Genomic DNA, 12276 nt, shown 5'->3' with positions numbered 1-12276 from the left:
TGTTATGATCGGTTGTCGGCATAACACGCTAAGTTGCACATTTCCTGTACCCTGGATACCCTGAGATTAATCCTAATAACTCAAGGGTGAGTATGGCTACCGGGAAGAGAAAGAACCAAAAGGAATCACCTGAAGAAGAGTTAGATCGCTTGCTGGATGAGCTTGAACTCACAGAGGAGCAACGGGAGTTTATCGAATCCATGCGGGAGGATAAGGGCGATCCCAGTAATGAATAACGCTTGCCTTCAGCCGAACGAATACGAATGGCCGCGTAACGGCATTGTAAAGATTTCTTCTCCTCACGAGGGCTTCCGTCAGCGTCGATGGCTCAGCGTACCGTGCCAGAAATTGTCCTGAAATGATGCGGTATTCAGACCGGATCGGACTACTATTCATTAGGATTTATCAATGCATTATACCCTGACCATGTGCATGTAAAATCGCGGAGCCGGGAGAGTTGACGGCAATGTAAAAGAAATCATGAGGAAAGAAATATGGCTGCTACAAACGGTATGATTGATACTGATGACGCTGTAATTTTACTCATCGACCATCAGAGTGGCTTATTCAACACGGTACGTGATGTGCCTGTACCAGACCTTCGTAATTATGTGACAGCGATAGCCAAAGTTGCCACGCTTTTAAATATCCCGGTGATCACCACGGCCTCTGTTCCTGACGGTCCCAATGGCCCGCTCATCCCGGAAATTCACAAATATGCACCCCATGCCGTGTATGTTCCACGCACCGGGCAGATTAATACCTGGGATAATCCGGCGTTTGTGAAGGAAGTGGAAAAGACGGGCAGAAAGACCCTGATTATTGCCGGCACGCTCACCAGCGTCTGCATGGCGTTCCCTGCGGTTAGCGCTGTCCAGGAGGGGTATAAGGTTTACTGTGTTGTGGATGCCTCGGGGAACTGGTCCAAAATCGCGACCGATACCACCATCGCGCGCGTGGCTCAGGCGGGGGCGATCCCTACCGATACGTTTGCCATTGTCGCTGAATTAATGAGAACCTGGAACCGCGCGGAAGGTTCTCGCTTTGCTGAGATCCTGGCAGAGCATGTCTGTCCGGAATATAAGTGCCTGATTGAAAGTTTCGGCAAAGCTCAGGAAATTGCCAGAACGGGCCCGGAAACCAATCTGGAGCATTATAAGTAAGGCCGGATAAACCTGAACAAAATTCCTGGATTTTATCGTCCTGTACCTGAACGTATTACAGGTGCAGGACGTAGCGGCGCCTTATTCCGGACGTCGCTGAATTGTCAGAGATATTAAGAGGGGCTGAACCGCGCATAATTTAAAATTAAACCCTCTTCCTTTTTACGTCATCAGGCGCCCCTGTTATATCTGTCGGCCAATTTTTTATTTCCCGGATCGCAGATGAAAACACGACTCCTCCTGTGCGCGGGCTTATTTGCCGCCTCCAGTGCCCATGCCAGCGCCCTCTATTTTTATGAAGCCGGCACCGAAGATACCGCGCTTGCCGGAGCAGGGCAGGCGGCTCGTGCGCAGGATGCCTCGACAATCATGACCAACCCTGCTGGCATGACGCGCCTGCCGGATCATATGGTCACTGGCGGGTTACAGGTTATGGATGGCTCCATCGACAACCAGCTGGATAACCATGCCCATCAAAGCCCCGGCGACGTGATGAAAACCATCCCGAATGCCAGCGCCTTTTATAGCCAGAAGATAAACGATGATCTTTATGCCGGGATCGGGCTTTACGGTAATTACGGTCTGGGGATCGATTACGGTAGCTGGGCGGGCGACAGGCTGATTAAAAAGAGTACCCTGGTTGCAATGACGCTCAGTCCGTCACTGGCATACAAGCTCAACGACCACCTCTCAATAGGGGCGTCCGCCAACGTTAATTACGGTTATTTCTCGCTGACCCGCAACGTTAATGATAATGACTATCGGCAGCATGATGAGGACTGGGCCATGAGCTATCGGCTTGGGCTACTCATGCAACTGACCGACCAGACGCGAGCCGGTATTACATGGAACAGCGAGACGAACTATCGCTACTCTGTTAACGGCAAAGCTCGAGTACAGAATGGTGCCTACGACCTCCCGGTGTCGGCACAAATCAGCGCGCCGCAGCAAATCATGCTCAGTCTTGTGCATGATATTAACCCTCGGTGGTCGGTTATGGGCGATCTCGGCTGGCAGGACTGGAGCCAGTTCGGTGCCCCGCAAATCGTCGTTGGGGATCGGCAACTGAACAACGTCAGCCGCCTGAAGGATACGTGGCACGGCGCGGTGGGCGTGCAGTATCGTCCAACACCTCAGTGGCGACTGAATACCGGTGTGGCGTTCGACAGCTCGCCGTATGAGAGTCAGAGTGATGTGGCCTTAACTTTACCCACCGGGGATGAGTGGCGATTTGGCACGGGAGCCCAGTATCAGATCACCCCGGCCAGCAATATTGGTATTGCCGTGTCGTATCTTCATATGCAGTCGTCGCATGTGAAATCCCCGACGGCGTTTGCCGGAAGTTACGATCATCCTTATCTTTGGTTTGCCAGCGTCAACTACAGCTATCAGTTTTGATCGGCTAACCGCTTAAAATATATGGTCTATAATGGCAGATATTGAATGTCAGAAGGTTGTACCATGCATATTTTACCGCCTGTTCGACCCGAAAGATCCATCGAACGACTGACCGCCATCCTTGAGCCGATAGCGGAGAAAGTGCACGTTGTTCCGCGTAAGCGACTCACCTGGTTACGGAAGGGGAAACAGCAGATGTACCTCTTTCTGGAAGGAGAGCTGTCCCTGCTGCGGGCTTCGGATGGACTGGTGGTAGTGACCGTTTACGAGCCGCATTTGTTTGGTATTGCAGAGATGATCCAGCCTACGCAGGGGCACCTTCTCCGTGCTGAAAGAGAGTCGACTATTTTACGTCTCGATGCGGACAAGGCGGCTGAGTTGTTTCGTGCCGAGGGCGTCTGGGAGGATGTCGCCGCGCTGCTCTCATACCATACGGCCTATTTAATATTCCGTGATGCCCAGGTACTCCAGCAGCGTACCTATTCCGTTATTCGTAACCACCTTCAGGAAATGATTTTGCTCCCGGAAGAGACGCGTTTGCGTACCACGATTCTGGAATATATCCAGGATCGTACGCTGCTCTCTCGCAGCAGTATACTCAATGTATTATCTGCCCTTAAGCAGGGGGAATATATCGCCTTTAAGCGCGGTGGATATCTGCTTGAGGTCAGACATTTACCCGAGTCATTCTAGCGGAAGTTTAAAATTAAACAGAAATGCAATTAACGCTACCGTTAATTTTCTATATCGTTTGCTTTCTCAGATTTAACATTATCAAGTAAACGGTATATTTATGAAAAAGACAGTTATCGCATTGATTATGGCTAATGCATTTACCGCCACTTCCGCGTTCGCCGCCGCTGATGCGGGCACCTGGTATAGCGGGGCGAAATTCGGCTGGTCTCACTATTTTGATACCAATATGGGTTCAAAAGCGTTTGAGAACACGCATTCCGATCACTTCGATTTTAACCATGATAATGTCGGCGGGGGTGTTTATACGGGTTATCAGATTACCCCATGGCTTGCGGTAGAAGGTGGTTATGATTATTTAGGTAACATGCAGATTAAAGGTCAGCATGGCGCCGGGGCGCAAATGAAGACGCAGGGGCTGCAAATGTCTCTGAAGGCCAGTTATGCCCTGACCAGTGACTGGGATATTTACGGCCGTGCCGGCGCAATGGGCTATCGCGCTGAATCCGATGTAAGTGGTCACAATCGTTTTGAAACCGGTGTGCGCCCGCTTGCAGCCGTGGGTACTGAATACGCTTTCAATAAAAACTGGGCGGGCCGCCTGGAATATCAGTGGGTAAGCAACGTGGGAAATGTTAACCAGATCGGCGTGAGCAGCGACCTGAGTTCCGTCACCGCAGGGCTTAGCTATCGCTTTGGTCAGTACGACTGATGCCCGTGATATGCCCATTAATAAAAACCCGGCTGCTTATGTTGCCGGGTTTTTTATTTTCAGCTGGTGAATAACGGTTCAAGAATGATATGAATATTTTGCAGGCCCGTGACATTATTATCTTTCAGGTATTGCTGATTAACCATATCTAACTGTTCCAGTTTGGTCAGCGAGGCATAGACGCGTTGAACGTCACTGTCCGCAACAAAAATTTCTTTTGCGGTGGTGTCTTGTAGATACTGTGATTTTACGCTGCGCGTTAAGGTCTCGATCTGCTGTTTATTTTCCTGATAAAGAGACGCGATATGCGATATCTGTGCCTGCGGCGGTTTTTCCCCCGGCAACACCAGTGGAATTTGCAGATGATTAATTTTTTCAACATTGTCTGGTTGGGGAGAACTACAGGCTGTTAATGTGCTGAGGGTTAATACAGTGAAAAAGAACGGCAGGCTCTTCATCGAATTACTCCGGGGAAATAACTGGACTCAGCATTATCCCTTAAGGACGCAGCGACGAAAGAATAAACTTATTTATTTATAAACGTTATTTTCATAGGTTAAAGATAAGCCTGGTGATAGCCTCCTTTCCCCCCATGTACCGCCAGCGTGAATATAACTCCTCGAGGAAGTATGAAATTTAAAACGCTCGTTAGTGCGATGGCCGTTGCTGGTCTGCTATTAGTCTCGTTGACCTCATTGCCTGTCCTGGCACAAAAGGAAGGGAAGGGAGCCACTGCCCATACGAAAGAGATGAATGATGCACTTTATGGTCAACTGCCCTTCTTTGATAAGACCGATTTCCGAAATGCGCACAAAGGCTTTATTGCCCCGCTGCCACCCACGGTGATTAAAGGCGAAAAAGGCGCCGTTATCTGGAACCCCCGGAAATACGCTTTTATCAAAGAAGGGCAAAAAGCGCCGGATACCGTCAACCCGAGCCTGTGGCGTCAGGCGCAGCTGAATACTATTGGCGGTCTGTTTGAGGTCACGGAAGGCGTCTACCAGATCCGCAACCTCGATCTGTCGAATATGACGATTATAGAGGGCAAAGAGGGGATCACGGTTATCGATCCGCTGGTGTCTGCGGAAACGGCCAAAGCGGGCATGGATCTTTACGTTAAACATCGTGGCAAACGCCCGGTTGTTGCCGTTATTTATACCCATAGTCATGTCGATCATTATGGCGGCGTGCGTGGCGTAGTCGATGAAGCGGGAGTGATGACCGGCAAAGTGAAAGTCTATGCTCCAGCAGGTTTTATGGAAGAGGCGGTATCGGAAAATATCATGGCCGGAAATGCCATGAGCCGCCGTGCCAGTTATATCTACGGAAACCTGTTAAAGGCCAATGTAAAAGGTCAGGTAGGGGCGGGTCTGGGCACGACCACCTCAGCCGGGACGGTCACCCTTATCGCGCCCACTCATGCCATTACCAAAGACGGGCAGAAAGAGATCATCGACGGTCTCACCTATGATTTTATGCTGGCGCCGGGGTCGGAAGCGCCGTCTGAAATGCTCTGGTATGTGGAAGAGAAAAAGCTGATTGAAGCAGCAGAGAACGTCACTCACACCCTGCACAATACTTACTCGCTGCGCGGGGCGAAAATACACGATCCGCTGGCATGGTCAAAATACATCAATAACGCTCTCGATCGTTGGGGGGATAAAGCGGAAATTATTATCGCGCAGCACCACTGGCCCACATGGGGTAATAAGAAAGTGGTGAAGCTGATGAAAAGCCAGCGTGATATCTACCGCTATATCAACGACCAGACGCTGAGGCTGGCGAATAAAGGGCTGACGAGGGATGAGATAGCCGCTAATTTTGCCCTCCCTTACGGGCTGGCAAAATCCTGGGCAGGCCGTGGCTATTACGGCTCGGTAAGCAACAATGTCAAAGCCACCTATGTCTACTATCTTGGCTGGTTCGACGGCAATCCGGCGACGCTCAATGAACTGCCTCCGGTCGAGGCGGCGAAAAAATATGTCGATTACATGGGCGGAGCCCGCGCGATCCTTGAAAAAGCCCGGGTTGATTATGCCCGGGGAAATTACCGCTGGGTGGCGCAGGTGATGAATAAAGTCGTTTTTGCCGATCCCAATAATAAGGCGGCGCGCGAACTGGAAGCGGACGCGTTTGAACAGCTGGGATACCAGGCTGAGTCAGGACCCTGGCGTAACGCCTACCTCACCGGTGCGCAGGCGTTGCGTAACGGCGTGAAGAGGATGCCGACGCCCAATACCGCCAGCCCGGATGCGGTCCGTGCCATGTCGACTGAGATGATTTTTGACTACTTCGGCGTTCACCTTAACGGCGTCAGAGCCGCGAATGCCAGAGGGATTTTTAACGTTGATCTGGGCCGCGAGGGCGGCAGGTACAAGCTGGAGCTGGAGAATGGCGTGCTGAACCATAGCGCCAACGCTCAGGCACAAGATCCGGATGCAACCATCACGCTCAGCCGCGAAACGCTGAATAAAATCATCCTCAAAGAGACCACGTTGAAAAAGGCGCAACAGGCAGGAGAGGTGACGATCGTCGGCAATGCCGCGAAGGTGAACGAAATGCTGCGCTGCATGGAGAGCTTCAGCTTCTGGTTTCCTGTCGTCACCCCTTAAACGTAAAAAAGGCTGCTTTCGCAGCCCTTTAGCTTTCGCCTGCAACAATTTGCCGGGTGGCAGCTTCGCCTTACCCGGCCTACACTCTGCGCGCCTTGAGCGCTAGATGACGCCATCCCCGCCGTCTGAACACCACACCTGCCCGGAGGTGTATGAACACTCATCCGAGGCCAGGGTGACATACAGCGGTGCGATCTCCACGGGCTGTCCCGGGCGTCCCAGAGGGGTACTCTCGCCAAAATGTTTCACTTTTTCCTGTGGTTGCCCACCGCTGGGCTGAAGCACGGTCCAGTAAGGTCCCGGCGCTACCGCGTTCACGCGTATCCCTTTCGGTCCCAGCTGTTTCGCCAGCGCTTTGGTAAACACCGCGAGACAGGCTTTGGTCTGCGCATAGTCAAGCAGTACGGCGCTCGGTTTCACCGCCTGTACAGATGAGGTGTTAATGATGGAGGCGGGGGCTTTCATGTGGCGCAACGCCGCCTTGGTGATCCAGAAAGGCGCATAGACGTTGGTCTTAAAGGTCGCGTCAAAATCTTCCGTGGTCAGTTCTTCCAGCGACTCACGGTACTGCTGGCGGCCTGCGTTATTCACCAGGATATCCAGCCCGCCCAGTTTTGAGACGGCCTGCTCCACAAGGCGCTGACAAAAAGTTTCGTCCCGCACATCGCCCGGAAGCGCGACGGCATTCCGTCCTTCCGCTTTAATCAGGGCGATGACTTCCGCTGCGTCTTCTTCCTCTTCCGGCAAATAGTTAATCGCGACATCTGCCCCTTCGCGGGCATAGGCAATGGCTACCGCGCGTCCTATGCCGGAATCGCCCCCGGTAATTAGCGCCTTCTTACCGGCAAGACGACCATGCCCTTTGTAGCTCTTCTCGCCGTGGTCGGGTACGGGTTCCATCTCAGAGGCCAGGCCCGGTGGCGTCTGAGGCTGCTCCGGGAAAGGTGGCGTTGGGTAAGCGTTCGTACGTTGTTCATTATCACTCATAGCTAACTCCTTGTTAGGGGTGAGATTTGATGGATAGTTACAGCGTTAACGCTTCGCTGAATTATTTTTGCAAGTGGCTGACCCGCACTACGGGTGGGGATGATTTTTTATCGAGCGAGCCGCTAATACTGATCATGTTGTCAGGTTCCACGGTTCTGTCGTCAAATACGGCTTTCGGGATAATAACGTCGATTTTCCCGGTTTTATCCTGGAATACGTATTTATCGCCATTGCCGTCAATAAGATTGCCGCGCAGTGAAATAGAGGCGCCATCATGCATCTCTTTCGCCTGAGTAATGGTCATAATGCGCGCATCATCGGTACCACGATAACCGCTGTCCAGCGCATGCGGCGGTGGCGGCGCGTCACCCTTTTGTAACCCGCCGTTATTATCTGCCCATGCAGTAGGGATAATTAATATTAACAAGGCTGAAATCACTGATAATTTCATCTGATATCCTTCATTTTGGATGTCTTGACTTATTAAGTATTGTTGCTATTCCTTTATGTGGCAAATGTGATAAGTCTTAAAAGCGTTTGCACAGAAAAATCATAAATTTCGGCAATTAAGCGAAACGGTGACCACAGCCATGGAACCAAAAAATGAAAAAGTGCCTGGGATAAAAGAGAGTAGCCGTTTACTGACGTTTGAGTATGCATTTCGCCAGGTGGGTTTTATTGTGCTGTTAGCTATTATCGTGGCCGCGATAGCCGGCCTGTTTTCCAGCGGCGCGGTCAGCGACGTGGAGAAAACAAACGAAGCAAAATCCCTGACCCTGAGCTATGAGCGCTTCGGTCGCCGCCAGACCGAATCGCGGATGGCACTGACGTTTCCGGTGACGTCTGAGGGGAAATATACCCTCAGCATGACCAGCGAAAGCAGCGACGCGTATGAGCCAGGCAGCGTCTGGCCACAGCCGGACAGCATGTACAGCCGGGGGAATACCCTGTTTCTCGTCTACGATCGTTTACAACAGACCGATAAATTTACCGTTTTGTTATTTATCACGCCGTCAAAAGCAGGGAAGTGGACAAACAGTATCCGCGTAAACAACGAGCCAGATATCCATTTCTGGCAGTTTATTTACCCCTAGGAGTCAAATATGGACATGGTTTTTCGTGCCCTGGCAATTTACCTGTTTCTGGTCATTGTGTTTAAAGTTGCCGGGCGACGCGCTCTGCTACAAATGACCAGTTTTGACCTTATTTTGCTCTTAATTATCAGTGAGGCGACACAACAGGCGCTGCTTGGCGAAGATTTCTCCGTCACCGGAGCAATGATTACAATAACGACGCTGGTGGTTGTGGATATTATTTTTGGCCTGCTGAAAAAATATTTTTCCACTGTTGAGAATATTCTTGATGGCACGCCGGTGATATTGGTGGAGAACGGTGTTCCCCTTGCCGATAAACTGAAAAAGGTCGATGTGTCCTGTGATGATATATTGGTATCAGCCCGCCAGAATCACGGTATTACAGAATTGAAGGAGATTAAATACGCTATTCTTGAGCGTAATGGTCATATTTCTATTATTCCTGACGAAAATTAAGGGGCAATGCGATGAGCAACCTTATTCACGACAGCAACAGCACCATCAGCGAGCTGACGAAAAAGCTCGCCACTCAGCTTACGGACAGAGGTTTGCGGTTAACCACCGCAGAGTCCTGTACCGGCGGCAATCTCGCGGTTGCGCTTTGTGCCGAAGAGAACACGGCGGAATTTTATGACGTTGGCATGGTGGTGTTCAGCGATGCGGCGAAGGAGAGGATCCTCGGCGTGCGGCACGAAACCATTGAGCGCTTCACCGCCGTCAGTGAACAAACGGTGACCGAGATGGCCGCTAAAATTCGCGAAATTGCCGAGGCGGATATCGGCCTTGCCATCAGCGGCTATGCGGGACCGGAAGGCGGCGACGATGGCACCGCAGCCGGTACGGTCTGCTTCGGCTGGAATATTCGCGGAAAGACGGAAACCCGCACCGTGCTGTTTTCCGGTGAATGTCAGGATGTGGTGGATAAAGCGGTGCGTTATTCCCTGTCTGAACTGATCGAAATACTCTCCGGCTGGGATAACGTCTGAAACAAGGGGAAAGGCTATGGCTGTGATCGTTATTACCGGCGGTACGGCGGGCGTGGGGAAAGCCACGGCGCTGCACTTTGCCAAAGCGGGCTACGATGTGGGCATCATTGCCCGCGACGAGCAGAGCCTGCGCTCCACAGAAGAGGAGTTGCGCCGTTTTGGGATCAACGCCCGTGCCGTTCAGGCCGACGTGGCCGACAGCAAGGCGGTGACCGATGCTGCTAACGAGATTGAATACCGGCTTGGGGCCATCGATGTGTGGGTGAATAACGCTATGGGCGGGATGCTGGCGCCGTTTCGCACCATGTCCCCGGAGGAGTTTCGCCGCGTCACCGAGGTGACCTATCTGGGCTATGTTAACGGCACCCGCGCCGCGCTGGAGTTAATGACCCCACGCGATCGCGGAACGATTATTCAGGTTGGCTCCGCGCTGGCCTACCGTTCCATTCCCTTGCAGTCAGCCTACTGCGGGGCGAAAGCCGCAATCCGCGGATTTACCGATGCTGTGCGCACCGAACTGATGCATGAAAACAGCCGGGTGCAGATCGCAATGGTACAGATGCCGGGCCTCAATACGCCGCAGTTCGAGTGGGCGAGGAATAAATTTGCCTGGGCGATGCGCCCGGTTCCTCCCGTTTTTCAGCCGGAAGTAGCTGCCAGCGCTATTTTTAAGGCGGCGCAGAAACCGGTGCGGGAACTGTGGGTGGGCAGCAGCACCGTCCAGTCGATTGTCGGGCAATTTCTTTTCCCCGGCTTTCTGGATCGGCTGATGGTTAAAAAGGCCTGGGAAGGGCAGATGACCGATACGTTAAATGCGGATGACCGTCAGGACTATCTGGATCAGCCGGTTAACGACCTGCATAAAATCCACGGGCACTTCACCGACGAAGCAAAAGAGCGCGCTATCAGCGTCACCTCCGGCATGCCGGGGAAAGTGCTGCTCGGCTCCCTTGCCGTCACGGGCGCGATCGTGGCCCGTCTGCTGCTCTCGCGGAGACGATAATCAGCGCAGTGCGGTACGATCGGTCCAGAACCAGCGGTAGCCATAGCCGCTGAGGTTAAGCGCGACGGTTTTGCCGCACACCAGCGCGTCGTCGTAGCGTTTGTCCGCCAGGCAGGCGGTCCAGGTCGCATGCCGGATCCCTCTGGCGGTAAAATTAACGGGCTTATCGCTGAAGTTTACGAAGGTCAGAATGCTGCGCGTGTCGGTTTCGTAATAGATCCCCAGTACCGCATCGCTGTCGATATTAATAAGACGAAACGGCGCGACGCCGATCTCAGGGAACTCCGAGCGCGTATTGGCGATATCGATAATGCAGTGCAGGAGTGAGTTGCGGTGCAACAGCGAATCCGCCACGTTGATTTTTTGATAGCGGTACGGGCCGTGGTCAATCATCGGGGCGACAAAAGTTTCCGGGTCGGCATCTGAGAAACCGCCGCCTTGCGATCCGGCCCACTGCATCGGGGTGCGTACGGCGTAACGCTCCTCCAGATCCAAATCATCCCCCATGCCAATCTCATCCCCGTAGCGCATGACCGGTACGCCCGGCAGCGAAAACAAGACCGCATGGCAAAAGGCCAGCCGCTTTCGATCGCCATTAAGCATCGGCGCCAGACGGCGGCGGATACCTCGCTGATACACACTCATCTCTTTATCAGGGGCAAAGGTATCGATGACGGTCTGCTTCGCTTTTTTTCCTATCCCTTCCAGATCCAGCTCATCATGATTGCGCAGCCAGTTGGCGAAGCAGCAGGAGTCCGGCGGCACAATCATCTTCTTCACCGCGTTGCGCAGCGGTCGTGCGCTCTTCTCTGCCAGGCTGACGTAAAAGTACTTATTGAGCCAGAAATTCAGCACCAGGTTGAGCCGGTCGTTCTGACCAAAATAATCTTTGTAGGCCTCGACCTCCACGTCGACTTCGCCGAGCAGGATCGCGTCCGGGTTACGCTGCCCGATAAGACGGCGCAGATGCTCCAGGATCCACAGGCCGCGTTTTTCATCCCCACGTCCGGCCTGTTTTGTCAGGTGCGATGCCGCATCCAGGCGAAAGCCCGACACCCCGAGCTTTAGCCAGAAGATGATGATGTTCTCAATCTCCTTTAGCACCGCAGGGGAGGCGAGATTGAGATCCGGCTCGTGGTGATAAAACATATGCCGGTAGTATTGCCCCGCCTCGTCGTCCCATGTCCAGATGCTCTTCTCCACGCCGGGGAACATCGGTGGCGTATCGTCGTCGTCCGTGTCGGACCACAGGTAATAGTCACGGTAGGGTGACTGGGGGTTGCGGCGGGCCTGTTGAAACCAGGGATGCGCATCCGAGGTATGCTGGATCAGCAGCTCAATAATGACCTGCATCCCCAGCTCCCGCGCCTGTTCAATAAAGGCGATGATATCGTTGAGCTTGCCGAAGCGGGGATCGACCTGCAAATGGTCGCTCACGTCATAGCCTTCATCGAGAAAAGGCGTGAGGTAAAACGGGGTGATCCAGATAACCGTCGCGCCCATCCGGCGGATGTAGCGCAGCTTCGCGGTGATTCCGGCGATGTCGCCACAGCCATCGCCGTTAAGATCGTAAAACAGGGCGGTATCAATCTGGTAAATAATGGCGCGTGTATGCCAGCCTGCCATAG

At 52.9% G+C, this 12276-nt stretch carries 14 protein-coding genes; 10 read left to right on the top strand and 4 right to left on the bottom strand.

The features are described 5' to 3' along the window. Positions 1–92 precede the first annotated feature (92 nt). The 5 genes from L463_RS24440 to L463_RS01105 all read left to right on the top strand — a co-directional run bounded on the left by L463_RS24440 (position 93) and on the right by L463_RS01105 (position 3966). On the top strand, positions 93–236 hold the full coding sequence (locus tag L463_RS24440; protein WP_017382882.1) for a hypothetical protein: 144 nt from the start codon (positions 93–95) through the stop codon (positions 234–236). Between the two features lie 258 nt (positions 237–494). Beyond that, entirely contained in the window at positions 495–1163 is a 669-nt protein-coding gene (locus tag L463_RS01090) for an isochorismatase family protein (RefSeq protein WP_023295377.1), read from the top strand. A 222-nt stretch (positions 1164–1385) separates the two neighbouring features. Then, entirely contained in the window at positions 1386–2561 is a 1176-nt protein-coding gene (locus L463_RS01095; protein ID WP_032102930.1) for an OmpP1/FadL family transporter, read from the top strand. Positions 2562–2624: 63 nt separating this feature from the next. Then, a complete protein-coding gene (locus L463_RS01100; RefSeq protein ID WP_017692717.1) occupies positions 2625–3254 on the top strand; it encodes a winged helix-turn-helix transcriptional regulator in 630 nt (209 codons plus the stop codon). A gap of 100 nt (positions 3255–3354) precedes the next feature. Continuing rightward, entirely contained in the window at positions 3355–3966 is a 612-nt protein-coding gene (locus L463_RS01105; protein WP_023295375.1) for an outer membrane beta-barrel protein, read from the top strand. A gap of 59 nt (positions 3967–4025) precedes the next feature. Here L463_RS01105 and L463_RS01110 read toward each other — a convergent pair whose 3' ends face one another. After that, positions 4026–4424, bottom strand: coding sequence for a hypothetical protein (locus tag L463_RS01110; RefSeq protein ID WP_032102929.1), 399 nt, complete (start codon positions 4422–4424; stop codon positions 4026–4028). Positions 4425–4595: 171 nt separating this feature from the next. Here L463_RS01110 and L463_RS01115 point away from each other — a divergent pair, with 171 nt between their 5' ends. After that, positions 4596–6578 carry an alkyl/aryl-sulfatase gene (locus L463_RS01115; protein WP_032102928.1) on the top strand — a complete coding sequence of 661 codons (1983 nt, stop codon included), beginning with the start codon at positions 4596–4598 and terminating at the stop codon, positions 6576–6578. A gap of 102 nt (positions 6579–6680) precedes the next feature. Here the strand turns inward: L463_RS01115 and L463_RS01120 are convergent, their stop codons facing one another. Continuing rightward, positions 6681–7565 carry an SDR family oxidoreductase gene (locus L463_RS01120; protein ID WP_017382876.1) on the bottom strand — a complete coding sequence of 295 codons (885 nt, stop codon included), beginning with the start codon at positions 7563–7565 and terminating at the stop codon, positions 6681–6683. 61 nt (positions 7566–7626) lie between these two features. After that, positions 7627–8016, bottom strand: coding sequence for a YdeI family stress tolerance OB fold protein (locus L463_RS01125; protein WP_003862868.1), 390 nt, complete (start codon positions 8014–8016; stop codon positions 7627–7629). A 139-nt stretch (positions 8017–8155) separates the two neighbouring features. Between L463_RS01125 and L463_RS01130 the strand changes: the two genes are divergently transcribed. The 4 genes from L463_RS01130 to L463_RS01145 are packed head-to-tail and all read left to right on the top strand — an operon-like array spanning position 8156 to position 10648. After that, positions 8156–8659, top strand: a complete 504-nt coding sequence (locus L463_RS01130) for a hypothetical protein (protein WP_015571782.1) — start codon at positions 8156–8158, stop codon at positions 8657–8659. A gap of 9 nt (positions 8660–8668) precedes the next feature. After that, on the top strand, positions 8669–9115 hold the full coding sequence (locus L463_RS01135; protein ID WP_006811854.1) for a DUF421 domain-containing protein: 447 nt from the start codon (positions 8669–8671) through the stop codon (positions 9113–9115). A gap of 11 nt (positions 9116–9126) precedes the next feature. Next, a complete protein-coding gene (locus L463_RS01140; RefSeq protein WP_017382875.1) occupies positions 9127–9645 on the top strand; it encodes a 2-oxo-tetronate isomerase in 519 nt (172 codons plus the stop codon). Positions 9646–9661: 16 nt separating this feature from the next. Further along, entirely contained in the window at positions 9662–10648 is a 987-nt protein-coding gene (locus L463_RS01145; RefSeq protein ID WP_017382874.1) for an SDR family oxidoreductase, read from the top strand. Here L463_RS01145 and L463_RS01150 read toward each other — a convergent pair whose 3' ends face one another. Continuing rightward, positions 10649–12274, bottom strand: coding sequence for an alpha-amylase family protein (locus tag L463_RS01150; protein ID WP_032102927.1), 1626 nt, complete (start codon positions 12272–12274; stop codon positions 10649–10651). It abuts the gene before it with no gap. Between the last annotated feature and the right edge of the window lie 2 nt (positions 12275–12276).

The sequence above is a fragment of the Enterobacter sp. BIDMC 27 genome (genome assembly GCF_000534415.1).
GTDB classification, from domain to species: Bacteria; Pseudomonadota; Gammaproteobacteria; order Enterobacterales; family Enterobacteriaceae; genus Enterobacter; species Enterobacter hormaechei_C.
The sequence above is the reverse complement of the archived record's forward strand: the minus strand, read 5'-3'. Positions and strand labels throughout refer to the sequence as shown.